Source organism: Prolixibacter denitrificans (genome assembly GCF_003014495.1).
In the GTDB taxonomy this organism is placed as follows: Bacteria; Bacteroidota; Bacteroidia; order Bacteroidales; family Prolixibacteraceae; genus Prolixibacter; species Prolixibacter denitrificans.
The window spans coordinates 177,336-202,009 of the sequence record NZ_PYGC01000008.1; the positions used below are offsets into that span (position 1 = coordinate 177,336).

Below are 24,674 nucleotides of genomic sequence, written 5' to 3' on the forward strand. Positions count from 1 at the left end.
CATGGAAACATTAGGAATATTTGTTCTGGTTATTTCGTTCATCATTTTTCTGGCCATTGGTGTGCCCATTGCCTTCAGCATTGGATTGGCAGCCTTGCTGACACTTCTTTTAAGTGTAGGAATGTTGCCGGCATTTACTACGCTGGCTCAGCAGATGGCTACCGGACTTGATAGTTTTGCGCTACTCGCCATACCCTTTTTCATATTAGCGGGGCAACTCATGAACCGGGGCGGAATCGCCATCCGGTTGATCTCGTTTGCGAAAGTATTGGTCGGACGGCTTCCCGGAGGACTGGCTTTTGTGAACGTACTTGCCAACATGCTTTTTGGTGCCATTTCTGGTTCTGCGGCTGCGTCGGCTTCGGCTATTGGCAGTATCATGGGACCTGAAATGGAGAAATCGGGCTATAACAAAAATTTTAGCGCGGCTATTAATATTACCAGTGCGACGACGGGATTGAGCATCCCGCCGAGTAACATTTTGATTGTATACTCGCTGGCTTCAGGAGGTGCTTCGATTGCTGCACTTTTCCTGGCAGGATATATCCCCGGAATTCTCACTGGCTTATCGCTGATGATTGTTGGTGCTGTTTTCGCTGTTAGAAAAAAATATCCGCTTTGCGAGAAATATACACTTCGCCAGAGTGTGAAAATCTTTATTCAGGCTATCCCCAGTTTATTATTGCTTTTAGTGGTGATTGGTGGAATTATCGCTGGAATTTTTACCGCAACGGAAGCCTCGGCTGTAGCAGTTTTGTACTGTTTCGTTTTGGCAATGGCTTATAAAGAAATTAAGTTAAGCGATTTGCCCGGAATTCTTCTGAAATCTGTAGGAACGACAGCCATTGTGCTTTTGCTGGTGGCAACATCCATGGGACTTTCGTGGGTAATGTCGTATCAGAACATCCCCCAGGGAGTGAGTGACGCTTTGTTGAGCGTGTCCGGCAATCCTGTTATTGTTTTGCTGATCATCAACTTCATCCTGCTGTTCGTGGGCGTGTTCATGGATATGACGCCGGCTGTGCTGATTTTCACGCCGATTTTCCTTCCGGTGGTTACATCGCAGTTGGGGATGGACCCGATTCATTTTGGTATTATCATGGTAATGAACCTTTCGGTAGGACTTTGTACGCCGCCTGTGGGCTCGGTTTTGTTTATCGGTTGTAGTGTGGCGAACACGAAAATACAACATGTCATCGAGCCACTGTTACCTATGTTTGTGGTGATGATTATCACGTTATTACTTGTTACTTACGTTCCGGAACTGAGCTTGTGGTTACCTCACGTTTTTGGATACTAGCAAACAGATGATAGATTGATTCATAGAAGTAGTGAGAGGAGTTCAGAAATGGACTCCTCTTTTTTTTCAGGAGGATGGAAGTTTCTTTATAGTTTTTGGGCCAGCTCTTTTAACCAGTTTTTCAGGCTTTCGCCGATGTCTTCCTGTTCCATTCCAAACAGGATATTGGTTTTAATAAACTCCAGCTTGTCGCCAATGTCGAAGAGTTCTCCTTTCAGTTTTACACCGTAGATTTTTTCGTTTTGCAGAAGGGCCTGCATCGCATCAGTAATTTGAATCTCATTGTTTTTCCCGGGAGGTGTTTTTTCAAGGAAACTGAAAATTTCCGGCGTGAAGACGTAACGGCTGGCAATGGACAGGTTCGACGGAGCTTCGTGGATAGTTGGCTTTTCAACCAGCCTTTTTGCCTGAAGGATGTTGTCGTGCAAAAGAGCACCGTCGAAAATGCCGTAACGGCTCACCATGTCTTTCGGGACCTCTTCTAGTCCAACCACCGAGCTATTGTATTTTTCCGCTACTTCAACAAGTTGTCGGGTAACCGGAATTTCACTCCTGAAAATGGTATCGCCCAATAGTACGGCAAATGGTTCATTGCCTACATGATCACGGGCATGCAGAATAGCATCGCCCAAGCCGTTCATTTCTTTCTGCCACACGAAATGGATGTTGGCCATATCGGTAATGCGGCGAATAGTATCCAGTTCCCTGAACTTTCTCTTTTCTTTCAGCAGGTATTCCAGCTCAAAAGAGCGGTCGAAATATTCTTCCACAGCTCGTTTCCCGCGGCCAATAATCATCAGAATATCGGTAATTCCGGAGGCAACGGCTTCTTCCACCACATATTGAATGACCGGAGTGTCGACTATCGGAATCATCTCTTTGGGCTGCGCTTTGGTGATGGGGAGGAAGCGGGTGCCAAATCCGGCTGCAGGTATAACGGCTTTTCGTATCATGATTCTATCGCTGTTTCCGGTTCATTGTACAAAAAATATCCGGAATAGTTCAATTTTCCATTGACATATTCCGGATACAAATTAGCTGTTTAGAGCGTTCCGTTCCATTTGGCAATAGCCTCCATGTTCATCGGGTTGATGATGTTACGGGCTTCAGCTGTATAAAGGAACTCCAGTTCTTTGGCGAAATATTCGGTGATTTTTCCACGAACCATTTTCATGGTACTGTTCATCAAATGGTTTTGTTCGGTGAAGGCTTCCGGAAGTACAACAATGGTAGTTGGTAGCCAGCGCTCGGGAAACATGCCTTCGTACTTTCCGCCTTTGCGGTAAGCATCGACTTCCTGTTTGAGAATTTCCAACGATTTTTGGTTGCCTTCTTCGGTTCCCGGCTCAATGCCCAGCTTCTGCAATTTCCGGTTAATAGCGCCAATATTAGGTACCAGCATTCCGGAAGTATAAGGATTCTGGTTATTATAAAGCATAGCTTGATCGATGAACTCCGACTGGTCGACTAACGCTTCCTCGATACCTTCCGGGCTGAACTTTTCACCATCGTTTCCAATCAACAGGCTCTTGAAACGTCCGAGAACATACAAAAATCCATCCTTGCTCATGTATCCCATGTCGCCTGTGTGCAGCCAGCCATCTTTTAAGGTTTCGGCTGATGCTTTCGGGTTTTTCCAGTAACCCACCATCACGTTGTCGCCTTTGATGATGATTTCACCTTTTTCGCCAACTGGCAAATCTTTTCCCTCCTCGTCGCAAATTCTCAAATCAAGGTCTTTCACTAAACGTCCCGATGAACCGAATTTGATGGCGTGGAGTGCGTTGGAAGAAATGACGGGCGAAGCCTCGGAAAGTCCGTAGCCCTGGCAAACCGGTACGCCAATGGCTGCAAAAAAGCGCTGAAGCTCGATGTCGAGCAGGGCGCCTCCGCCCACAAAGAATTTCAGTTCGCCACCAAACGCTTCCCTGATTTTGGAGAACAGAATTTTATCGTAGAAAGCAACCGCGGGCCTCATCAACGCACGCCAGCCTTTTCCTTTATTCCAGCCATTGCCGTTATAGGCGTAGCCGACTTTTAGTCCTTGTTTGAAAAGTCTCTCCGCGGTTTTTCCTTTGGCCTGAATATTTTTCTCGATGTTTTTCCGGAAGTTCTTCGAAAGAGCCGGCACACTCATCAAAATGTTTGGCTTCAGCTCTTTGATGTTGTTCGGGACATTGCGCAATGTTTCCATCGGTGAACGGCCTATTTGTACGGAACCAATACTGGCACCATTTACCATGAAGCTGTATAAGCAGGCGGTGTGCGCAAATGAGTGATCCCAAGGCAGAATTGCCAGTGTCCGGAAGTTTTCATCGATCTCCATCAATGAATTGGACTGAGCCACGTTAGCTGCATAGTTGAGGTGAGAAAGCATAATTCCTTTCGGGTCAGCAGTGGTTCCCGATGTATAGGAGATGTTAGCCAAATCGTCGGGTTGAATGCCTTGCCAAATGGCGTCAAAACTGGCTTTCTTTTCCGGGTCTGCCAGGAAGGTCTTTCCTTGCTCAAGCAGATCGTCAAAATTGAGATCGTTCGTTCCCGGATTTTCCTTTTCATCGATGTAAATTACTTTTTCCAACGCAGGCAATTCTTTGCGGATACTTTCAATCTTTTCAGCCTGTTGTCCGGATACGATGAGCATTTTTGCCCCGGAATGTTCTAACCTGAATTTAAGTTCGTACGGTTCCAGTTTCACCGACAGGGGAACATTGATAGCCTCGCAGTATAAAATTCCCAATTCGCTAATTAACCATGCATTGCGTCCTTCGGATAGCAAGCCAACACGGTCTCCCATTTCCAGCCCGGCCGACAACAAACCAGCACCGAACTGATGAACCTGTTCGTGAATTTCACGATAAGTGGATGGCTCGTATTGGTCTTTTGTTTTTTCCCAAAGAAGAGGATTGTCAGGAAATTTAGCGACGCTTTGTTCAAAAAGCTCAATAAGTGTCTTCATAGATGTCTCTTTTTCCGTCGGCGAATACCGTAGTTTAGGATTTTTGTTAAGCAAGATTCAAAACTATGGAAATTTCCGTTAATCAGAAAAATGTTTTAAAGCCTGAAAAAGGCATAAAAATACCCGAACAGATTCTGTTCAGGTATTTGTTGGCTAGTGTGTTATCTATTTCAATCCGAAGCGGTAAACGGTTTTTGAGTGAAACTGCTCTCCGGGTTGCAACCTCGTCGAAGGAAAATCGGGGTGATTGGGAGAGTCGGGATAGTGCTGCGTTTCGAGCGCGACACCAGCGTAACGCCCCAGTTGTTTGCCGTTACTCCCAGTCATTTCCGGAATGTAGTACCCTGTGTAGAGCTGAATTCCCGGCTCGGTGGTCAGGACCTCGATTGTTCGACCCGATGAATCTTCTGAAAGGAGCGCTGCCTTTTTCAGCTTATCCGTATCATCACCCAAAACAAAATTCAAATCGTATCCGTCTTTCAGTTCGTTGATTTTTGTTCCCAACTCATGCTCTTCGGTAAAGTCGAATGGTGTTCCTACTACATCATTGATTTTCCCGGTAGGAATAAGCGTTGCATCGGTTTCGGTGTAGCGATCTGAGTAAAGTTTCAGATTGTGCTGCAGAATATTTTCGCGGTTTCCCGTTAGATTGAAGTAGGTATGATTGGTGAGGTTAACGACCGTTGTGTGGTCGGTTTCAGCTTTGTACTCAATGCCGAGCTCGTTTTTGTGGTTGAGCGTATAGGTAACCGTCACATCCAGGTTGCCTGGATAACCTTCTTCCATGTGAATGCTCCGGTATTTCAATTCAACGCCAATCATGTCTGGTTTTTCGATTTTGTGGGGAGCCCACACTACTTTATCGAAGCCGGTTAATCCTCCGTGCAGGTGATTGGGGCCATTATTGACCGCGAGTTTGTATTCCCGTCCGTCAAGGGTGAATTTTCCGTTAGCGATGCGGTTGGCGTAACGTCCGGCGATGCAACCAAAATACGGACATCCGGCCAAGTATTCCTCGCTGACGTAATCTTCCAACTCCGAAAAGCCCAGCGCAATGTTATCGGTTTTGTCGGTTTTGTCGGGCGTTTCAATTGAGGTAATAATGCCACCGTAATTGGTGATTTTAACGGTGACGCCATTATCATTCCTTAACTTGTATAGAAAGACTTTTTCTCCTTTGGGAGTGGTTCCAAATACTTCTCTTTTTAATTCCATAGATTTCCGGATTTTTTGAAATTCTATATAAAAGTAAACATACCAGTAGGGACTGGTAGTATTTTAGATGATTTTTTTCAACTTTGTAATTTATAAATTTATCTGTTTACTCCATGAATCAAGTGAAATTGAACCACATATTTCAGATTGATGAAACGGCTGGAATTCCCAAATACAGACAAATCATCAGTTCGGTTTACAAAGCGATTGAGCAAGGGAACCTGAAAAAAGGCGACAAGATTCCATCACTGAATGAGATTTGTCAGTCATTCGACTTATCGCGTGATACCGTGATGGTGGCATTGAATGAGTTGAAAGCGAGAGGAGTGGTTTCTTCCGTACCCGGAAAAGGTTACTACATCGATAGCACCGTGCTTGATTATGAGAAGCGGATATTTGTTCTGTTCGATGAGCTGAATGTGTTCAAAGAAGACTTGTACAACGCGTTTACGAGCCAGTTGGACAATAAAACCAGTGTTGATATTTACTTTCACCACTTCAATTTCAATCTGTTTGAAAAGCTGGTAACTGAAGCGGCCGGAAAATACAGCGCATATGTAATTATGCCGGCCACCTTTGACAATACGAGCCAGGTGATTCGCCATCTCCCCAATGACAAGGTTTATGTTCTCGACCGTGAAAAAGCCGATTTAGAAGACTATCCGGTCATCTTCCAGGATTTTGAGCAGGATGTTATCGATGCTTTAACCGACGGAAAAGATTTGCTGGAGAAGTACGACAAGTTGGTGATGCATTTCCCGGGAGGAAAAGAACCGGAAGGAAGGGTTGAGGGATTCAAACGTTTCTGTGAAGAAAATGGGATCGAGCATGAGGTCATTTACTCGCTCAGCAGCCGGAAAGTGAAAAAAGGTGAAGCTTACTTCGTCATGTCGGACCGGAACCTCGTAAGGATGGTTAAAAAAGCTGCAGAGGAAAATCTAACGCTGGGTAAAGATTTAGGACTGGTTTCGTTTAACGATACGGTTTTGAAAGAAGTTGTAGCCGGGGGGATTACCACCATTTCAACTGATTTTAAACTGATGGGGGAAACGTTGGCTGAGCTTGTTGAACGAAAGACATCAGGGAAACTGCGCAATCCGTCGGCTCTCATTCGGCGGAATTCATTGTAAGATATTTCAGAAGGGAATCTCAGGTGAAAACATTTTGCCAATTGAGGAATATTGGATATTTTTACCAACCAGTACCTACCAGTATGAATTAAAGAAATCAAACTCGAATGAATATTGAAGAATTAAAGCAGCAGTTTGTCAATAAATACGGTAAAGGTGAAGTATCTGTGTATTTCTCGCCGGGGCGTGTTAACCTGATTGGAGAGCATACCGACTACAACGGCGGATTTGTATTTCCCTGTGCACTTACCTTTGGTACTTATTGCCTCATCAGGAAAAACGACAAAAAGAGCTTTCACTTTGCTTCGTTGAATGTGGAAAACGAAGCGGATATCACTATTGATCAATTGACAGAACCCGTAGGAAACGAGTGGTTCAATTATCCGTTGGGCGTGATTGCCCAGTTTGTGAAAAAGGGAAAAACTCCTGATATCGGCGCTGACCTTCTTTTCTGGGGAAATGTGCCTAATGGTGCCGGACTTTCATCGTCTGCAGCGTTGGAAATGGTAACCGGAGTGGCGATTAATGATATATACGGGTACGCTGAGGAGCGGGTTGAGCTGGTGAAAATGGGACAGATGGCCGAGCACGAATTTGCCGGCGTTCATTGTGGAATCATGGATCAATTTGCTTCCGGAATGGCTCATAAGGATCATGCTCTTTTTCTGAATTGCGATACGCTGGACTACGAGCAGGTTCCGGTTAAGCTGGACGGAGTGAAGATTGTCATCGGAAATACTAACAGTCCGCATAAGCTCGATTCGGGAATGTACAATAAGCGCGTAGCGGAATGTAAGGCTGCCGTTAAAGCGATTCAACCTTTTAAATCCATTAAACAACTGGGAGAATTATCATGGGAAGATTTTCTGGAAGTTCAGGATAAAATTGAAGACGAAACGGTTCGCAAGCGTGCCCGCCACGTAATTTCTGAAATTAAGCGTACCCGCGATGCAGTGGATGCTCTCAAAGCCGGAAAGCTGGAAAAATTCGGCCAGTTGATGAACGGCTCGCACGACTCGCTCCGGGATGACTATGAAGTAACCGGCAACGAGTTGGATACCATGGTGGAAGAAGCCCGAAAAATTGATGGCGTGATTGGTTCCCGCATGACTGGTGGTGGATTTGGTGGCAGCACGGTTTCGTTGGTGAAAGACGAAGCGGTTGATGCGTTCATCGAACAGGTAGGCCGGAATTATGAAGCTCGCACGGGGCTGAAGCCGGAGTTCTACGTAGCCGAAGTTGGAGAGGGAAGTCACAAGGTTTGCTAATCGTAAAAGTCCAAATGATATGTCTGATTTTAATTTGACCGATCATCCGCACCGGCGATACAATGCGCTAACCGGTGAGTGGGCATTGGTTTCACCGCATAGGGCAAAACGTCCGTGGCAGGGACAGGTGGAGAAAATTCAGGAAGAGAAACGCCCGCCATATGATCCAACCTGTTATTTGTGTGCAGGTAACGAGCGTGCAGGTGGTGAGAAAAATCCGGATTATCAATCCACTTATGTATTCCGAAACGATTTCAGTGCATTACTGGAAGATACGCCGGAGGGACTCTTGGAAGAAGGAGAATTGTTCAGGGCCGAGAGTGAACGCGGAGTTTGCAAAGTGATTTGTTTCAGCCCGCGACACGATTTGACGATTCCTGAAATGGAGGTCGGGGAAATTGCCAAAGTGGTCGATGTTTGGCAAAGTGAATATAAAGAGTTGGGGGCAAAGGATTTTATCAACTATGTTCAGATTTTTGAAAACAAAGGAAGTGTGATGGGATGTTCCAATCCGCATCCGCACGGACAAATCTGGTCGTCAAGTTCCATTCCGAATGAACCCGCCAAAGAACAAATGGCACAACTTCAGTATTACAATAATCACCGGCGGACATTGCTGGGCGATTACCTGAAAAGTGAACTGGAGAAGAAAGAACGGATTCTAATTGAGAATGAGCATTTCGTGGTGTTAGTTCCATACTGGGCCATTTGGCCGTTCGAAAGCATGGTTATCAGCCGGCGGGCTATTCAACATCTTGGGCAGTTTACGAGTGAGGAGAAAATGGCTTTGGCCGACATATACAAACGTTTGACGGTGATGTACGATAACCTGTTTGAGGTTTCGTTTCCTTATTCGGCCGGTATTCATCAAAGTCCAACCGATGATGAACCGCATCCGGAATGGCATTTCCATATGCATTTTTACCCGCCGTTGTTACGTTCTGCTACCGTGAAGAAGTTTATGGTAGGCTATGAGATGCTGGCTACTCCGCAGCGCGATATCACGGCAGAAACGAGTGCAGAGCGTTTACGGTCGCTTTCAACCGTTCACTATAAACAGAGATAAGAAATCATAAATCGATACTAAATCCAATTCATATGTTTACATTTTGGGATTATATGGCTTTCGTACTCTACGCCGTCGTGATTTTGGGCGTAGGGCTATGGGTTTCGAGAGAAAAGAAAGGCCATAAGAAAAATGCAGAGGATTACTTCCTGGCAAGCAAAGGACTACCTTGGTGGGCTATTGGTGCGTCGGTAATTGCGGCCAATATTTCGGCTGAGCAATTCATTGGTATGTCCGGTTCCGGCTTTGCCATTGGGCTGGGAATTGCTTCCTACGAGTGGATGGGAGCCGCTACGCTGATCATTGTTGGTAAATTCTTCCTGCCTATCTTCCTCGACAAGGGAATTTACACCATGCCGCAGTTCCTCGAAGTTCGTTACGATGGACGCGTGCGTTTGGCTTTGGCCATTTTCTGGTTGTTGGTGTATGTATTCGTTAACCTTACTTCCGTGATGTACCTTGGTGCGTTGGCTTTGGAGACCATTATGGGAGTGCCGTTAATCTACGGTATTATTGCATTGGCGCTCTTTGCTGCTCTTTATTCAATATATGGTGGATTGAAAGCCGTTGCCTGGACGGATGTGATTCAGGTAATTTTCCTCGTGGCCGGTGGTTTGATTACTACCTGGCTGGCACTGGATGCTGTGGCTGATAAATTTGGCGTGAATGGACCGCTCAACGGCTTTGTTGAATTGATGAAGCAGGCACCGGAAAAATTCAATATGATTATTCACAAGGGTGAATTACTGGTTCCCAACGGAACGAACGGTGGCACACGTGACGCATTTCAAGACCTTCCCGGAATATCGGTATTGGTCGGTGGATTATGGGTGGCCAACCTGGCTTACTTCGGTTTTAACCAGTACATCATTCAGCGTGGATTGGCAGCTAAAAGTGTCGATGAAGCTCAGAAAGGAATGATCTTCGCTGGTTTCCTCAAGATTTTAACACCGCTTATCGTGGTTCTTCCGGGTATTGCCGCTTTTGTGCTTACACGCAATACCGATGTGGTTATCGATCCTTCCGATAAAGCGTACCCGTGGTTGTTGCATACGTTTATTCCCACTGGAGTGAAGGGATTGACTTTTGCTGCACTGGCGGCTGCGATTGTTTCGTCGCTGGCTTCGATGCTGAATTCCACTTCCACGATTTTTACGATGGATATTTACAAAAAACACATCCGGCCTGAAGCTTCGCAAACGCACCTGGTAACCATCGGTCGTTTAACTTCTTTCACGGCGCTGGTGATTGCCGTTTTCGTGGCACGTCCGCTACTGGGTGGCCTTGATCAGGCGTTCCAGTTTATTCAGGATTTTACCGGAATGATTACGCCGGGAGTACTGGCCATTTTCGGACTGGGAATGTTCTGGAAGAAAGCGCATGCTAACGGTGCTTTGCTTACCGCCATTTTGACCATCCCGCTGGGGTTTGCGTTCAAGGCTTTGATGCCGAATCTGCCTTTCATGAACCGGATGGGAATTGTCTTCCTGATCCTGGCAACTATTTTAATTGTGGTGAGTCTGCTGGAATCAAAAGCAGACGATCCGAATGGCTTGATCATGAAGAAAGATTATTTCAGAACATCGAAAGGATTTAATATTGGGGCAATCATTATTAGTCTCATTCTGATAGTTTTCTACACCGTTTGGTGGTAGTAAACCAAATTACAGGATAAATGTGAGCAGCCTCGTATTTCGGGGCTGCTTTTTTTATTTCCGATTTCAATAATTTTTAAATTTACTGCCCATGAAGGAAAATACTCCATTCTATGATATCATTGGCGATGTGCATGGCCACGCAGAATTGCTGAAGAAACTGCTCAAAAAGCTCAACTATGAGCTGAAAGACGGGGTTTGGCAGCACAAGAAGCGCAAAGCTGTTTTTGTGGGTGACTTCATTAACCGGGGGCCTCAAATCAGGGAAACCCTGGAAATTGTGAGAGGAATGGTGGAAGCCGGAACCGCATATGCTATTCTGGGAAACCATGAGTACGCTGCCATTTTGTATCACATCAAAGATTCAGGAGGAACCTATCTCGGCAGACATATTTCGGGTAACCGGAACCAAATTAGTAAGACACTGAGCCAGTTTAAAAACGAAAAAGAGCTTTGGAAAGACTATCTCAGGTGGTTGCGAACGCTGCCATTGTTTCTCGATTTGGGCGAGATACGAGTGGCTCATGCCTATTGGAACGATGCTGAGATTGATTATCTGAAAGAGATTATGCCTGCAGACAAACTGAAGAAGCGTTTTCTTCGCGAAATACATGAAAACGGACATCCTGCTTCAGAGGTGGTCTATCACCTGTTAAAAGGGCTGGAATACCGCACGCCGGCCGATTTGATTGTGAAGGACACCAGGGGAATGACGCGGAGAACCTTCCGGATGAACTGGTGGGAATCACCTTCCGGGAAAACATTCCGAAGCCTTTCGTTTGGAAATAAGTTTGTGTTGCCCGATTATTCCGTTCCGCAGGAAATCGTTCCGCGATTCGAACCGTATTCTGAAGACCAACCACCTGTATTTTTCGGGCACTACTGCCTTTCCGGATGTTGTGCTATTCCGCAGTCCAATTTATGTTGCGTGGACAGTTGCGTGGCAACGACTGGAAAATTGATGGCTTATCGCTGGAAAGGGGAGAAGACATTAACCGAGGAACATCTGATTTCTGTAAAGGATTGATTGATGCTTCGCTCAGGCTTCTTTCCGTTATTCCCCTCAAAATATTGCTGATTTTAAACAGCGACCTGTTAAAACACAAAAGCCCCGGAATAACTCCGAGGCTTTCGCGGTCTGGACGGGACTCGAACCCGCGACCCCATGCGTGACAGGCATGTATTCTAACCAACTGAACTACCAGACCAAAATGGTTTTCTCAATATTTTTTGGCGGTCCGGACGGGACTCGAACCCGCGACCCCATGCGTGACAGGCATGTATTCTAACCAACTGAACTACCGGACCAAAATCGTTTTCCTTAATATTTTATTGGCGGTCTGGACGGGACTCGAACCCGCGACCCCATGCGTGACAGGCATGTATTCTAACCAACTGAACTACCAGACCATGTGTTTTTCAGGAAAACGTTCACAAAATATGAAAGAACCGGGCCTTGCGCCCTGCCTTATTTTTAAAGGCGATGCAAATATATAGCTTGTTTCTTTAACTGCAAATCTATACCCCAATTTTTTTACCAATTTTTCAGTAAACGAAACCGGAAACGCTTTCGCGAATATACTTAATCTTTTTCTTGTGAGAAGATGGAAAAATGAACACTTCCGTATTTGCGCAATTCGCTGAAGCGGGGGTGTGAGCTAAAATTGTTTGTTTTTCCGTGCTCGAGGATGAAAATGCCGCCCGGATTTAACAAGTCGTTCTGAAAGATAAGCTCTGGCAAGGTTTCCAGATTGGGGAGGTCATACGGCGGATCGGCGAATACCAAATCGTATTTTCCTGCACTTTTTTCGATAAATCGGAAAACATCACCTTTAATCAGGTGAACTGCTTTCTCAACTCCCAGCTTTTTTATCGTTTCCTGAATAAAGGAAAAGTGGCGATAGTTTTTTTCCACGCAAGTGACCTTTTCGCATCCGCGTGAAACAAATTCCAACGTAATGCTTCCGGTTCCCCCGAATAGGTCGAGCACGGAAATTTCGTTCAAATCTATCCGGTGAATCAGAATATTGAAAAGATTTTCCCTGGCAAAATCAGTAGTGGGTCTTGCTTTGAAGCTGTTGCCCGGACTGAAATGCCTTCCTTTGAATTCTCCGCCGATTATTCGCATCGATATAAACTTAACAGGGGTGCGTAGTAGTGTTCGGGAATCTCGTTAAAGGTGTAGCTGTATTGGTACGTTTTATCGAGTTTGGCAAACGAAACCTTTCGGATGTATTTTTTCAGAAGGTAATAGTGTGGTGCCATCCGGGAAATCGATCCGGAAATAATCACATTTACTTTTTCGGGATTGAGTTTTAATTGCTCGAAAATGTACATCACATAATACAGCACATCATTTTCGTCCCGGTAGGTAAAGTTGTTGTATAATTTGAGTTTTGGGCCTTCTATGGCAATCAAATCAAAATTGTGCCGGAAGAAATTTAAATGTACCTCTACCCGTTCTGTCTGCGATTTGTTGCGTTTTAATGCGCTTTCAACAATCGGGTATATATGGTGCCGCAACGTTGCTTTTGGAAACTTGGCGAGAAGGAATTCGCGGAAGTTGACCGGAATTTCATAAAGCGACCAGGCTTCAGCCTTGTTGAGATGTGTTTTCTCGATGGTGAAATTCTTTTCCAGCGGATGGTTGAAAGCGAAAAACTTTTCGGCTGTTCCTCTTGAGTACATGGCTTCCGGTACCAGCGTCGATTTCCGCGTGGAGTAGATAATGTCGACACTTTTGTATTCGAGGTTGAAAAGCTCCTCTTCTTCAATTACATCTCTCAACCGGTTGAGCAACAGACGCGGCCTTTTCAAAAAAACAGGGTGGTTCCGCAGCAGGACGTATTTCCCCTTCGGAATATCGAGTATACAAAAAGAAAATCCATCCAGACTAATCTGGATGGATAAATGATATAGTAAAGATTGGGTACTATCAAATGTTTTGTCAATAAAACGAATATCTCGCATTAGCTAAACATTATTCCCAGTTTCCTGCATTGTTATTTGCTTCGGTAAGTGAACCAACTTTCAAGCCGGGATATTTTCCGTCAACCCTGCTTTTCTCATTCAGATTAATAATTTCCTGTCCGTACTCATCTTCCAACTGGCTTAGAATGATATTGTTGTGTGCACGAGCTTCGAATACAGCAACGTCAACACCCGAACCAGTTTTCACGCGGGTAGCACCCAGGAAAAATTTCTTGCCACCGGAGTAAGGGATGATCGGCAATTTGTTGATTGGATAATTCTTGCCAAAAACCGAGTCCAATACAGCAACTTTGATCGTATCACGGATGATCTTACCTTCTCTCAGCGCTTTTTCTTCTGTCCAGCCGGCGTCAATCATCGAGTCAGTCACAGAACCAATTTTACGTACCAACGGCAACGAGTCAGTCTTTACAAAGGTGAGCAGCGTATCCCAACTACCAGTGAATTTTCCATTCACATCCTTGTAAGCCAGCTCTGCCTTACGAATATCTTTCAGTCTATTCACGACCGCGTCGTAGCGTACTTTTTTCTCTTTCTGAAAATCGATCGGCCTCCGAACAGTGTCGTATATCTCATATGTCAGCACGACTGCTGCGATGATAAGAACAACTTGTAGTAATATTTTCTTCATTTTTTTTCTGAATGAATTTGTTGGTTTGCCTGCAAATTTAAAAAAAAAAATAAATCTTGGGCTGCGGAACTCGCTTAATTTCTGTGATATGTTAAAAAACCACGTTAAGAATTCAATATACGAAGTATTGGGATTTGAACCAACTGAAAGTCAGAAAGAAATGATTGACTTGCTTGCTGGTTACATCACCTCCCCCCATGCCGATTTGGTTTTCCTGCTGAAGGGATACGCGGGTACCGGGAAGACTTCTGTAGTGAGTTCTTTGGTGAAGGTTTTAGCCGGAATGAAGATTCGGACAGTTTTGCTTGCTCCTACCGGAAGGGCTGCCAAGGTACTGTCGCATTATGCGCAAACAACTGCATTAACGATTCACAAGAAAATTTATCGGCAAAAATCGACTGCCGATGGTACCGGCCGGTTTTCACTCGATCGGAACTTATATAAGGATACCGTTTTTATTGTCGACGAAGCGTCCATGATTTCCAACCTGGGCCAGGAGAACTCGATTTTCGGGTCGGGCCATTTGCTCGACGACCTGGTCGAGTATGTCTATTCCGGGATCAACTGCCGGCTAATCCTGGTGGGCGACGTGGCCCAGTTGCCTCCGGTGGGCTTGGATATCAGTCCGGCGCTCTATCCGCAGGAACTCGAATATTACAACCTCGAAGTGCTGATGAGCGAACTCTCCGATGTGGTGAGGCAGGAGGCTAATTCCGGTATCCTGCACAACGCTACGCAAATCAGAACGATGTTGGAAGAGGAAACGTCGTTTGGTTACTGGCCCATTGAAACTGAAGACTTTGATGATATTATCCGCTTGAGCGGAGAAGAGTTGATTGAGGAAATTTCTTCCTGTTACAGTAAATACGGGATGGAAGAGACCATGATTGTTACACGCTCCAACAAGCGGGCTAACAAATTCAACGAAGGCATTCGCCGAACCGTTCTCTACCGCGAAGAAGAACTCTCCACCGGCGATTTGTTGATGGTGGTGAAGAATAATTATTACTGGCCCAAGGAAATAGAAGAACTGGATTTTATTGCCAATGGTGACATTGCCGAGGTCATCCGGATACGCAAATATGAAGAAATGTACGGTTTCCGCTTTGCGAATGTCTCTTTACGGTTTATCGATTATAAAGACGTGGAGATCGATTGTAAAATCTTTTTGGATACGCTGATGCACGATGGCGCCTCCTTCACATCGGCCGAAAATAAACGCTTGTTCGAAGCAGTTTCGGAGGATTATCTCGATATCCGGAATAAACGGCAACGATGGGAAAAAATTCGCGAAAACGAATATTTCAACGCGCTGCAGGTGAAGTTTGCCTACGCGGTGACTTGCCACAAAGCGCAGGGGGGGCAATGGAAGGCTGTTTTTGTCGATCATGGTTATTTGACAGAAGAGATGATTGACCGTGAATACCTGCGTTGGATGTATACCGCTTTTACACGCCCAACCGAACGACTTTACCTGGTTAACTTCCGGAAAGAATTTTTTGGAGAATAAAACAGCGGATTTTCTTCCTTGCATTCCTGTTTAAGGATTCTTCGCGTGCAATTAACCCTGAACGAATATGTTTTGGGGTTTTTTATAAATAGAATATTGCTGAGCAAAAATGTTTGGACTTTTTTATAAATAGATTATTGCTGAGCAAACGTGTTTCGGCTTCATTTTATTTAGGAGAAAGCTGAGCAAAAATGCATGGGATTATTTCTAACCAGAATGTGACTGAGCAAATGTGTTTCGGCTTTATTCTATTTAGGAGGGCGGTGAGCAAACGTGTTTAGGGGTATTCTGAGTTAAATTGAATGCCAAACAAAAATGCTTAGCCATAATCCGGACAAATCCCGGGCTTTACAAATTGGTTTGGGGATTTCTGGTGGCAAAGGAGGTTCCAAGCGGAGTTGTTTTCCAGGAAAAGAAAAACGGGAACTTAAAAAAGCTCCCGTTCCTTGTTTTATTTCTTTTCGTCGAATTTCTTCAGAATATCTTTTACCGCAGCACGGTTGATGGTGAAGCCCATCATTTTCAGCTTCACATAATCCTGGCTGAAGAAGTAGTAGCCAAATTCCGGTGCGTTCGGGTCGTTGTTACGCGAGCCCGAGCTGGAATCTTTAATCAGGTACCAGTCTTTGCCGTCACCATTAAAATTGGCGAGGTAACCCACCAGGTGCATACCATGATCGTCGGTAGTACTTTCGTTGGCAAAACGGAATTCACGGGCATCGTCGTTGATGTAAGCCGACGGAATATCGAAATCGGGTACAATCGCGCACTGTGTTTCGCGTGAAAAACCTGCCTCCGAAACATCGCCGCCAATACTCATGGTGTAACCTTCGCGAATCGCGTCATGTATGATTTTCATGAAGACATCGAGCGGAACATTGTAGTAATCTTTGTTGTGCCACCAGTTGTCCGGTACTTCGTATTCTACTTTCTGCCAGTAAGGCTTTTGCTTGTACGAAAGAATTTCCACGAAATCATTCGGATCGAATTTCAGGTAGTCCTTCATGTATGCAGTAGGTGTCATATCTTTTCCATCGACCATGAAATGCGTTGGAGGAACACCCATGTAGTGGTTCATGATGTCTTTGATGGTTGCCAGTACTTGTTCTTCATTCCAGGCGTTGTTCTTTTTCACCGATTCGAGGTAGTTTTTCATCTCGGCAAACATCTTGGCGTGCGAATGAAATTTGTGACCGTCAATCAGACCTGTATAGGCCGATTCAGGCATCAAACCGTACTGTTTTGCCAAACGGGCATCTGCATTTCCTTCCGAACCTTCGTCGAACAGAGAGTTGCCCCGTTTCTCGACATAGCGGCGGGCTTTTGCAACATATTCCCAATAAACCATATACATTTCCGACAACTTCACTTTTTTGCCGGTCATGCGGTAAATTTCCGATTCGTAAAACGAAAGGGTAGAGAAATCCCAGCAGGTACCGGTGTTCCCTTGCGAAATAGGCGGATTGGCCCAATAACGTTTGTAAAGGTCTACTTTGTTGGGAAGCTTCATTCCCGATTGGTCCATCTGGAAACGATAGTAAGACGGTTCCTTAGCGAGTGAGTCGTTTACCGCGTTTACATCTTTCATGATGGTTTGGTAGTAGTACCCTTTCCCTTGCGGGATTTCAACCATTTTGCCTTTGTCGCGGTCCTGGGCGAACAAATTGGCCGAGGCCAGCAAAACAGCTGCCAAAAGAATAATTCTTTTCATGCAAGTTTGTATTTGATTATTGTTTTTCTGCAACAGGTCAGAATGAGCCGCTAAGAGCGAAACATTATGACTTGTTCGACAGAGCGTTATTTTTAAAGGTTCTAAAAATAGAGATTTCTGACGAAAGAAAATGCTCAGAGTATTTCAAATGTTGCCCCGTCTTCAGCGGGATAACTCTCTGGGAAAATGGTTCGCGCATCATCGACGAGTGGCTGAATGTCGTTGTAACGGGCGGAAAAGTGTCCCAGAATCAGTTTTCTGGCGTTGGCTTGTTGTGCCATCTTAGCTGCTTCGCCGGCCGTGGAATGATACGTTTTGTGAGCCCAATCTTCCAGATCGTTGGCAAAAGTGGCTTCGTGGTAAAGCAAATCGACTCCGCTGATGGATTTCAGGGCAGGTTCGTGGTAAATGGTGTCGGTGCAAAAGGCATAGGAGCGCGGTTTTTCAGCCGGCAGGATCAACTCGGCATTCGGAATCACCCGTCCATCGGGAAGCATAAAATCGCTGCCTTCTTTAATCTTTACCCGCTCTTTCAGCGGAATATCAAATTCCTCCAGCTTATCCTTCCGGAGATGTGGAAGTTTCGGTTGTTCGCTAAAGCGGAATCCGCAACAGGGAACCCGGTGTTTCAGCGGGAACGATTCGACTTTTATTTTCTTGTTCTCGAAAATTACCTGCGGGCGCTTGAAGTTGAGCGGATGAAAGACAACCCGAAAATCCATTTCGCTGCGGAAGAAAGTGGTGTGGCAGTCGAGAATTTCCTGTAAAGGTGAATGCGCATAGATGTGCAAATCGTTTTTCCGTCCGAGCAACGACATGGTGGAAAGTAAACCGGGCAACCCGAAAATGTGATCGCCATGAAGATGTGAAATGAAAATGTGGTTAAGCTTTCCGATTCTGGCTTTGTATCTCCGGAGTTGAATCTGTGTGCCTTCGCCGCAGTCGATCAAATAGGGCTGGTTGTTGAGGGAAACAACCTGGGAGGTAGGGAAGCGTTGGGAGGTCGGCAGCGCCGAACTGCTTCCGAGAATGGTAACCGTAAACGGGATCATACATTGGTTTTGACCAAATATAAAAAGAAAGCCCGGCTTGTTCAAACCGGGCTTTTTCTTTATATCTGAAAAGACTTATGCATCTTTATTGAGCAGTTTACTGGCTTCCTTTTCATCGGTTGTGATGGTCAAAACCGTGTCGAGCATTGCCAGTTTTATCAGCTTGTCAACCATCGGTGTCAATCCGCACAAGACGAATTGTCCCGAAACATTTTCACAAAGCCGATTGCCTACTAACAGGGCGCTCAGACCCGACGAGTCACAATATGTACACTCACTGATATCGAGGACAATGTTCTTCTGTCCGTTTTCCGTTGCCAATACCAGTTCCGATTTCAAATCGGGTGCTATAAGACTATCGAGCCTTTCGTTGTGCACCTGAATGACGGCGTAGCCTTCTTTATTCTGCGTACCAAAGTTCATAGATGCAAGATAAGAAATTATGATGAATTACAATTTCTTATTCATTGTCTTTTTTTTCGTCTTTCTCCATCTTGGATTTCAGAGCAGCCAAATCGCTGATATCACCAAGAGTGGTTTTCTCCAGGTTATCCTTAACGGTTTTCATACCTTTTTGAGTCTGCTTGGTAGCAGTTCTCTTCTTGGCATTGTCTTCAGCTTTCTTCACATCTTCGTACACACGTGAGTGAGACAGGATGATGCGCTTAGCTGATTTGGAGAACTCGATTACTTTGAATTCCAGTTTTTCGTCGAGTTTCACCTGCGAACCGTCTTCTTTAACCAGGTGACGAGGAGTAGCGAAACCTTCAACACCGTAAGGCAGTGAAATTACCGCTCCTTTATCGAAGATGTCGATAACGGTACCTTCGTGGATAGAATCAACCGTAAAGATGGTTTCGAATACATCCCATGGGTTTTCTTCGAGTTGCTTGTGACCAAGGCTCAAACGACGATTGTCTTTGTCGATGTCGAGAACTACTACTTCGATGTCAGCACCGATAGAAGTGAATTCTGACGGGTGTTTGATTTTCTTGGTCCAGCTCAGGTCGCTGATGTGGATCAGGCCGTCAACACCTTCTTCGATTTCAACAAATACACCGAAATTGGTGAAGTTGCGAACGCGTGCGGTATGTTTCGAACCAACGGAGTATTTCTCGTCGATTTTCTCCCATGGATCCGGTTTCAGCTGCTTGATACCGAGAGACATTTTGCGATCTTCACGGTCAAGAGTCAAAATCATGGCTTCCACTTCGTCACCTACTTTCAGGAAGTCCTGAGCAGAGCGCAGGTGCTGTGACCAGCTCATCTCTGATACGTGAATCAGACCTTCAACGCCGGCAGCGATTTCAACAAATGCTCCGTAATCAGCCAGAACAACTACTTTACCTTTTACGATGTCGCCTACTTTCAGCTCGGCGCTTAGGTTATCCCACGGATGTGGAGTCAGCTGTTTCAGACCAAGTGCAATACGTTTCTTGTCATCATCGAAGTCGAGAATAACCACGTTGATTTTCTGATCGAGCTGTACGATTTCGCTCGGATGCGAAACGCGGCCCCAGCTCAGGTCGGTAATGTGAATCAAACCGTCTACGCCACCCAGGTCGATGAATACACCGTAAGAGGTAATGTTTTTGACAGTTCCTTCGAGAACCTGACCTTTTTCGAGTTTCGAGATAATTTCTTTCTTCTGCTGCTCGAGTTCAGCTTCGATAAGTGCCTTGTGTGAAACAACCACGTTACGGAATTCCTGGTTGATTTTAACCACTTTGAATTCCATGGTTTTTCCAACATAAATGTCGTAGTCACGGATGGGCTTCACGTCGATTTGCGAACCGGGAAGGAAGGCTTCGATACCGAATACGTCGACAATCATACCGCCTTTGGTGCGGCACTTGATGTAACCGGTGATTACTTCGTCTTTTTCCAATGCGGCATTTACGCGATCCCAGCTGCGCAGTGCGCGGGCTTTTTTGTGAGAGAGGACTAACTGACCTTTTTGATCTTCGAGGCTTTCAACATATACCTCTACAGTGTCGCCCACTTTCAGGTCAGGATTGTAGCGGAATTCGTTCAGTGAAACGATACCATCCGATTTGTAGCCGATGTCAACAACTACTTCACGTTTGTTCAGTGAAATTACTTTTCCGTCAACAACTTCTTTTTCCTGCAATACAGAAAGAGTATCGTTGTACAGAGCGGTCATTTCATCTTTTTTCTCGCCAGTGGCTTCCAGGGAAGTACCTTCAAAGGCATCCCAGTCAAAATCTTCGTCAGCCTCTTTCGAGGTAACTTTTTTAGCTTCCACCTTCTCGGCTTTAGCTTCTTCAGCAGCTTGGTTTACTGCTTCTGTTTGTTCGAGATTTTCTTTGTTTTCGCTCATGTAATGTTAAGCTTGTAACTTTTTATAAATTAGACATTATTTTGAATGCGCCGCAAAATTAGAACATAAACCCAATAAATCAAATCTTTGGGTCTCTTTTTTGCTGAAAGTCGGAGGTTTGCAGAGATATTTAAGAGATTGTCGTGCGGTAGTCTTCCTTTCGTGTCCTGGTCATGCGTCGCTTTACGTAATGTATCTTTATTTTGTAACTTTGCTACTCCGCGACTGCCTTGGCTAAATCCCTTTATTGCATGCAACAAGGTGGCCGACGCGATGGTTTACTAAAATTGATGGTTTTGTGAAAAAAATTCTGGTAACCGGAGGAGCCGGATTTCTCGGTTCGCACTTGTGCAGCAGGCTGCTCGATGAAGGCAACGAGGTGATTTGTCTCGATAACTACTTCACCGGCTCGAAACGAAATGTACTTCCCTTGCTCGATAATCCTTACTTCGAACTGGTTCGTCACGACGTGACGATGCCTTATTTTATCGAAGTAGATGAGATATATAACCTGGCTTGTCCGGCGTCGCCGATTCATTACCAGGTCAATCCCATCAAAACCATCAAAACTTCGGTGATGGGGGCGATCAATATGTGTGGCTTGGCCAAACGGATTAAAGCGAAGATTTTACAGGCTTCCACGAGCGAAGTGTACGGCGATCCACAAATTCATCCGCAAACAGAAGATTACTGGGGGCATGTCAATCCCATCGGACCGCGCTCGTGTTACGACGAGGGAAAGCGTTGTGCCGAATCGTTGATGATGAATTACAACTTGCAAAATGATGTTCGCATCAAAATCATCCGTATTTTCAATACTTATGGCCCGCATATGAATCCGCTCGACGGGCGGGTGGTCTCCAATTTTGTCGTTCAGGCGTTGACCGGAAAAGACATAACCGTTTATGGCGATGGCCTCCAAACAAGAAGTTTTCAGTATGTAGATGACCTGATTGAAGCAATGATTCGGATGATGAATACGCCGGATGATTTCATGGGGCCGGTGAATGTTGGAAATCCCAACCAGTTTTCAATGCTGGAACTGGCGAACGAAGTTTTGGACATAACCGGTTCGTCTTCCAAAATTGTTCATCTTCCCGCCCCACAGGATGATCCCGAGCAACGTCAACCCGATATTTCTTTGGCGAAAGAGAAACTGAATGGCTGGGAACCAAAAGTTCAGCTCAGGGAAGGATTGGAGAAAACGGTAGCTTATTTTGACAGCATGCTTCAACGCGGAGAATTGAAGCTTTGATTATTTATACTGAAATGGCATGTTTCAGAATACTCTTCCTGTGAACTTTTTTAAATACTTGTACCTTTAGCCTGATGAAACCATTGTGTTGTGAAGCAAACGACGGCATTTAGTTCTCGCCGAAAAAAGCCGGCGAATTTTTTTTGACCCAAAATTAGAAGGCATATGAAGGGAATTATCCTCGCAGGCGGTTCTGGTACACGTCTGTATCCAATTACGAAAAGTATTTCGAAACAATTGCTGCCCATCTACGACAAGCCGATGGTGTATTATCCGTTGTCGGTGCTGATGCTGGCGGGTATTCGTGAGGTGCTTATCATTACCACTCCGTCCGACAAAAATTATTTTCAGAACCTGCTGGAAGATGGCAGTCAGCTGGGCCTGCAGATTTCGTATGCCGAACAGCCATCGCCCGATGGACTGGCACAGGCCTTTATTATTGGTGAGGAATTTATCGGAAACGATGATGTTTGCCTGATTTTGGGTGACAATATTTTTCACGGTTACGGTTTTAGTCAGATGCTGGAAGACGCTGCAGCCTATCGGGCAGGCGCGGTTGTTTTTGGTTATTTCGTGAATGATCCGGAACGTTACGGCGTGGTTGAATTTGCCGAAAATGGCAAAGTGCTCAGTCTGGAAGAAAAACCGACGGAACCCAAATCCAATTATGCGGTAACCGGCCTGTATTTCTATCCGAATGATGTGGTGGGAAAAGCAAAAACATTGAAGCCATCGGCTCGGGGTGAATTGGAGATTACCGATCTGAACCGTCTCTATCTCGAAGAGGGTAAATTGCGCGTTAAGTTGTTGGGGCGAGGGATGGCCTGGCTCGATACCGGAACACACGAGAGTTTAATTGAGGCGTCGAATTTCATTGCTACTATCGAGCACCGGCAGGGATTGAAAGTGGCCTGCCTTGAGGAGATTGCCTATAACAAAGGCTGGATTGGCCGGGAGCAATTACTCACACTGGCTGAACCGCTGAAGAAAAACCAATACGGCCAGTATTTAATACAGTTGGCTAATCAAAAGAAAGCAACTTTTTAGAAGAGTATGGAGATAGAGAAGACAGATCTGCCGGGATTGCTGATTGTTCATCCGAGAATTTTCCGCGACGAGCGTGGTTATTTCTACGAAAGTTACAATGAGCAGAAGTATAAAGAGGCAGGAATTGAAACGGTTTTTGTTCAGGATAATGAATCGCGTTCGGTACGGGGCGTGGTTCGTGGGTTGCATTATCAGTTGAAGCCTCATGCACAGGCGAAACTGGTTCGCGTGCTCGAGGGAACAGTTTTCGATGTGGCAGTAGATATCCGAAAAGATTCACCCACTTTCGGAAAATGGTTTGGTGCAGAGCTTTCCGCTGAAAACAAAAAACAGTTGTACATCCCCGAAGGATTTGCTCATGGTTTTTCGGTGCTGAGCGAAACTGCTGTGCTGGCTTATAAATGCAACGAATTGTATCATCCGGAGTCGGAAAGAGGAATTGCACTGGACGATCCAGAGCTTCAAATCGACTGGAAAATCTCTCACGAGGAGTTCATCATTTCGGATAAAGACAAAAAAAGTCCGCGTTTCCACGATGCCGAAATGAATTTTATCTTTGCTGAAAATCAAATCTAAAATAGAGTAACCAATCGTTCCGAAAGATTTGTGCCGAGCGGATTGTAAAACATTTCGCTGTGCCGGTTTTCTGTCGGAAAAGAAGTAATTGTCGTTATGAAGATTCTTATAACAGGGGCCTCTGGTCAATTGGGAAGTGAGTTCAAGGAGTTGGATAAGGAAACGCCACAACATCAGTTTCTATTTACTGATGTAGATGAACTGGATATTACCAATCCGGATGCTTTAGCAGAATATTTTTCCAAAGAAAATCCGGGGCTGGTGGTAAACTGTGCGGCCTACACCGCTGTTGATAAAGCAGAGGACGAACCGGAGAAAGCGGGTCTCATTAATCGTGACGCCGTCCGGAATCTGGCCTATGCATGCCATGCGTCCGGCTCGCGTTTTATCCATATTTCAACCGATTATGTGTTCGACGGAAAAAATTTCCGACCTTACGTAGAGAATGATCCAGTGAACCCGGTTTCGGTTTACGGACGGACGAAGATGGAAGGTGAAGGGGAACTGTTGCTGGCTGGAATCAAAGGTATTGTGATTCGGACCTCGTGGTTGTATTCATCGTTTGGGAACAATTTCGTGAAAACGATGATCAAACTGGGCAAAGAACGTGACGAACTAAATGTGGTTTTCGATCAGATTGGAACGCCGACCTACGCTCGCGATCTCGCGAAAGCTGTTATCGCGATAGCGGATAAACTGATGAATGATCCTGCTGATTTTAAACGCGGCATTTATCATTTCTCCAACGAAGGAGTGGCCAGCTGGTACGATTTCACGTTGGCGATTCACGAATTGCACGGAGGAATTGATTGTCAAGTCTTCCCGGTAGGTTCGGAAGAATTCCCGACCAAAGCGCCACGTCCTCATTATTCTGTTCTGAATAAAACGAAAATAAAATCAACCTTCGGCCTGTCAATTCCCCATTGGCGGGAGAGCCTGAAGGAGTGTATAACAAAACTTAAATAAT

At 45.2% G+C, this 24,674-nt stretch carries 21 protein-coding genes and 3 tRNA genes; 11 read left to right on the plus strand and 13 right to left on the minus strand.

Features of this window, described 5'->3' with window-relative positions:
* The first annotated feature begins 1 nt into the window (after position 1).
* Positions 2-1,300 (plus strand): TRAP transporter large permease, encoded by a 1,299-nt coding sequence (locus tag CLV93_RS14985; RefSeq protein ID WP_106543025.1) that lies wholly within the window; start codon positions 2-4, stop codon positions 1,298-1,300.
* 86 nt (positions 1,301-1,386) lie between these two features.
* Here CLV93_RS14985 and galU read toward each other — a convergent pair whose 3' ends face one another.
* The 3 genes from galU to CLV93_RS15000 form a co-directional block, all read right to left on the minus strand.
* Entirely contained in the window at positions 1,387-2,253 is an 867-nt protein-coding gene (gene galU, locus CLV93_RS14990) for a UTP--glucose-1-phosphate uridylyltransferase GalU (protein ID WP_106543026.1), read from the minus strand.
* 89 nt (positions 2,254-2,342) lie between these two features.
* Positions 2,343-4,259 carry an AMP-dependent synthetase/ligase gene (locus CLV93_RS14995; protein ID WP_106543027.1) on the minus strand — a complete coding sequence of 639 codons (1,917 nt, stop codon included), beginning with the start codon at positions 4,257-4,259 and terminating at the stop codon, positions 2,343-2,345.
* A 165-nt stretch (positions 4,260-4,424) separates the two neighbouring features.
* A complete protein-coding gene (locus CLV93_RS15000) occupies positions 4,425-5,474 on the minus strand; it encodes an aldose epimerase family protein (RefSeq protein WP_106543028.1) in 1,050 nt (349 codons plus the stop codon).
* A 113-nt stretch (positions 5,475-5,587) separates the two neighbouring features.
* Between CLV93_RS15000 and CLV93_RS15005 the strand changes: the two genes are divergently transcribed.
* The 5 genes from CLV93_RS15005 (at position 5,588) to CLV93_RS15025 (ending at position 11,620) form a co-directional block, all read left to right on the plus strand.
* Entirely contained in the window at positions 5,588-6,604 is a 1,017-nt protein-coding gene (locus CLV93_RS15005) for a GntR family transcriptional regulator (RefSeq protein ID WP_106543029.1), read from the plus strand.
* A 107-nt stretch (positions 6,605-6,711) separates the two neighbouring features.
* The gene (locus tag CLV93_RS15010) at positions 6,712-7,872 is read left to right on the plus strand and encodes a galactokinase (RefSeq protein WP_106543030.1); all 1,161 of its coding nucleotides are present in this window, start codon (positions 6,712-6,714) and stop codon (positions 7,870-7,872) included.
* Between the two features lie 19 nt (positions 7,873-7,891).
* Entirely contained in the window at positions 7,892-8,938 is a 1,047-nt protein-coding gene (locus tag CLV93_RS15015; protein WP_106543031.1) for a UDP-glucose--hexose-1-phosphate uridylyltransferase, read from the plus strand.
* A 32-nt stretch (positions 8,939-8,970) separates the two neighbouring features.
* Positions 8,971-10,593, plus strand: a complete 1,623-nt coding sequence (locus CLV93_RS15020) for a sodium/sugar symporter (RefSeq protein WP_106543032.1) — start codon at positions 8,971-8,973, stop codon at positions 10,591-10,593.
* Between the two features lie 91 nt (positions 10,594-10,684).
* Positions 10,685-11,620: a metallophosphoesterase gene (locus CLV93_RS15025; RefSeq protein ID WP_106543033.1), complete on the plus strand. Its 936-nt coding sequence runs from the start codon at positions 10,685-10,687 to the stop codon at positions 11,618-11,620.
* A 107-nt stretch (positions 11,621-11,727) separates the two neighbouring features.
* Here CLV93_RS15025 and CLV93_RS15030 read toward each other — a convergent pair.
* From CLV93_RS15030 to CLV93_RS15055, 6 genes are all read right to left on the minus strand, one after another.
* Positions 11,728-11,801 (minus strand) — tRNA-Asp (locus tag CLV93_RS15030).
* A 23-nt stretch (positions 11,802-11,824) separates the two neighbouring features.
* Positions 11,825-11,901, minus strand: a tRNA-Asp gene (locus CLV93_RS15035).
* 25 nt (positions 11,902-11,926) lie between these two features.
* Positions 11,927-12,003, minus strand: a tRNA-Asp gene (locus CLV93_RS15040).
* 172 nt (positions 12,004-12,175) lie between these two features.
* Positions 12,176-12,721, minus strand: a complete 546-nt coding sequence (locus CLV93_RS15045; protein WP_106543034.1) for an RsmD family RNA methyltransferase — start codon at positions 12,719-12,721, stop codon at positions 12,176-12,178.
* The gene (locus tag CLV93_RS15050) at positions 12,712-13,563 is read right to left on the minus strand and encodes a DUF3822 family protein (RefSeq protein WP_106543035.1); all 852 of its coding nucleotides are present in this window, start codon (positions 13,561-13,563) and stop codon (positions 12,712-12,714) included. The genes CLV93_RS15045 and CLV93_RS15050 overlap by 10 nt, the downstream gene beginning before the upstream one ends.
* A 10-nt stretch (positions 13,564-13,573) precedes the next feature.
* Positions 13,574-14,215 (minus strand): hypothetical protein, encoded by a 642-nt coding sequence (locus CLV93_RS15055; RefSeq protein ID WP_106543036.1) that lies wholly within the window; start codon positions 14,213-14,215, stop codon positions 13,574-13,576.
* An 88-nt stretch (positions 14,216-14,303) separates the two neighbouring features.
* Between CLV93_RS15055 and CLV93_RS15060 the strand changes: the two genes are divergently transcribed.
* Positions 14,304-15,725 carry an ATP-dependent DNA helicase gene (locus CLV93_RS15060; RefSeq protein WP_106543037.1) on the plus strand — a complete coding sequence of 474 codons (1,422 nt, stop codon included), beginning with the start codon at positions 14,304-14,306 and terminating at the stop codon, positions 15,723-15,725.
* A gap of 451 nt (positions 15,726-16,176) precedes the next feature.
* Here CLV93_RS15060 and CLV93_RS15065 read toward each other — a convergent pair whose 3' ends face one another.
* From CLV93_RS15065 to rpsA, 4 genes are all read right to left on the minus strand, one after another.
* Positions 16,177-17,436, minus strand: coding sequence for a C1 family peptidase (locus CLV93_RS15065; RefSeq protein ID WP_106543038.1), 1,260 nt, complete (start codon positions 17,434-17,436; stop codon positions 16,177-16,179).
* Positions 17,437-17,570: 134 nt separating this feature from the next.
* Entirely contained in the window at positions 17,571-18,488 is a 918-nt protein-coding gene (locus CLV93_RS15070) for a ribonuclease Z (protein ID WP_246187212.1), read from the minus strand.
* 75 nt (positions 18,489-18,563) lie between these two features.
* On the minus strand, positions 18,564-18,911 hold the full coding sequence (locus CLV93_RS15075) for an STAS domain-containing protein (RefSeq protein ID WP_106543039.1): 348 nt from the start codon (positions 18,909-18,911) through the stop codon (positions 18,564-18,566).
* Between the two features lie 37 nt (positions 18,912-18,948).
* Entirely contained in the window at positions 18,949-20,829 is a 1,881-nt protein-coding gene (gene rpsA / locus CLV93_RS15080) for a 30S ribosomal protein S1 (protein ID WP_106543040.1), read from the minus strand.
* 298 nt (positions 20,830-21,127) lie between these two features.
* Here rpsA and CLV93_RS15085 point away from each other — a divergent pair, with 298 nt between their 5' ends.
* From CLV93_RS15085 to rfbD, 4 genes are all read left to right on the plus strand, one after another.
* On the plus strand, positions 21,128-22,084 hold the full coding sequence (locus tag CLV93_RS15085; protein ID WP_106543041.1) for a UDP-glucuronic acid decarboxylase family protein: 957 nt from the start codon (positions 21,128-21,130) through the stop codon (positions 22,082-22,084).
* Between the two features lie 165 nt (positions 22,085-22,249).
* On the plus strand, positions 22,250-23,131 hold the full coding sequence (gene rfbA / locus CLV93_RS15090) for a glucose-1-phosphate thymidylyltransferase RfbA (RefSeq protein ID WP_106543042.1): 882 nt from the start codon (positions 22,250-22,252) through the stop codon (positions 23,129-23,131).
* A 6-nt stretch (positions 23,132-23,137) separates the two neighbouring features.
* Positions 23,138-23,707: a dTDP-4-dehydrorhamnose 3,5-epimerase gene (rfbC, locus tag CLV93_RS15095; protein WP_106543043.1), complete on the plus strand. Its 570-nt coding sequence runs from the start codon at positions 23,138-23,140 to the stop codon at positions 23,705-23,707.
* A 96-nt stretch (positions 23,708-23,803) separates the two neighbouring features.
* On the plus strand, positions 23,804-24,673 hold the full coding sequence (gene rfbD, locus CLV93_RS15100; RefSeq protein ID WP_106543044.1) for a dTDP-4-dehydrorhamnose reductase: 870 nt from the start codon (positions 23,804-23,806) through the stop codon (positions 24,671-24,673).
* Position 24,674: the final 1 nt, after the last annotated feature.

Excerpts from the sequence above, each read along its gene's own strand:
- CLV93_RS15000 (WP_106543028.1), bottom strand. The coding sequence starts at position 5,474 with ATGGAATTAAAAAGAGAAGTATTTGGAACCACTCCCAAAGGAGAAAAA.
- CLV93_RS15050 (WP_106543035.1), bottom strand. The coding sequence starts at position 13,563 with ATGCGAGATATTCGTTTTATTGACAAAACATTTGATAGTACCCAATCT.
- galU (WP_106543026.1), bottom strand. The coding sequence starts at position 2,253 with ATGATACGAAAAGCCGTTATACCTGCAGCCGGATTTGGCACCCGCTTC.
- CLV93_RS15015 (WP_106543031.1), top strand. The coding sequence starts at position 7,892 with ATGTCTGATTTTAATTTGACCGATCATCCGCACCGGCGATACAATGCG.
- CLV93_RS15055 (WP_106543036.1), bottom strand. The coding sequence starts at position 14,215 with ATGAAGAAAATATTACTACAAGTTGTTCTTATCATCGCAGCAGTCGTG.
- CLV93_RS15075 (WP_106543039.1), bottom strand. The coding sequence starts at position 18,911 with ATGAACTTTGGTACGCAGAATAAAGAAGGCTACGCCGTCATTCAGGTG.
- CLV93_RS15060 (WP_106543037.1), top strand. The coding sequence starts at position 14,304 with ATGTTAAAAAACCACGTTAAGAATTCAATATACGAAGTATTGGGATTT.
- CLV93_RS14985 (WP_106543025.1), top strand. The coding sequence starts at position 2 with ATGGAAACATTAGGAATATTTGTTCTGGTTATTTCGTTCATCATTTTT.
- CLV93_RS15005 (WP_106543029.1), top strand. The coding sequence starts at position 5,588 with ATGAATCAAGTGAAATTGAACCACATATTTCAGATTGATGAAACGGCT.
- CLV93_RS15025 (WP_106543033.1), top strand. The coding sequence starts at position 10,685 with ATGAAGGAAAATACTCCATTCTATGATATCATTGGCGATGTGCATGGC.
- rpsA (WP_106543040.1), bottom strand. The coding sequence starts at position 20,829 with ATGAGCGAAAACAAAGAAAATCTCGAACAAACAGAAGCAGTAAACCAA.
- CLV93_RS15010 (WP_106543030.1), top strand. The coding sequence starts at position 6,712 with ATGAATATTGAAGAATTAAAGCAGCAGTTTGTCAATAAATACGGTAAA.
- CLV93_RS15045 (WP_106543034.1), bottom strand. The coding sequence starts at position 12,721 with ATGCGAATAATCGGCGGAGAATTCAAAGGAAGGCATTTCAGTCCGGGC.
- rfbA (WP_106543042.1), top strand. The coding sequence starts at position 22,250 with ATGAAGGGAATTATCCTCGCAGGCGGTTCTGGTACACGTCTGTATCCA.
- CLV93_RS15070 (WP_246187212.1), bottom strand. The coding sequence starts at position 18,488 with ATGATCCCGTTTACGGTTACCATTCTCGGAAGCAGTTCGGCGCTGCCG.
- rfbC (WP_106543043.1), top strand. The coding sequence starts at position 23,138 with ATGGAGATAGAGAAGACAGATCTGCCGGGATTGCTGATTGTTCATCCG.
- CLV93_RS14995 (WP_106543027.1), bottom strand. The coding sequence starts at position 4,259 with ATGAAGACACTTATTGAGCTTTTTGAACAAAGCGTCGCTAAATTTCCT.
- CLV93_RS15065 (WP_106543038.1), bottom strand. The coding sequence starts at position 17,436 with ATGAAAAGAATTATTCTTTTGGCAGCTGTTTTGCTGGCCTCGGCCAAT.
- CLV93_RS15020 (WP_106543032.1), top strand. The coding sequence starts at position 8,971 with ATGTTTACATTTTGGGATTATATGGCTTTCGTACTCTACGCCGTCGTG.
- rfbD (WP_106543044.1), top strand. The coding sequence starts at position 23,804 with ATGAAGATTCTTATAACAGGGGCCTCTGGTCAATTGGGAAGTGAGTTC.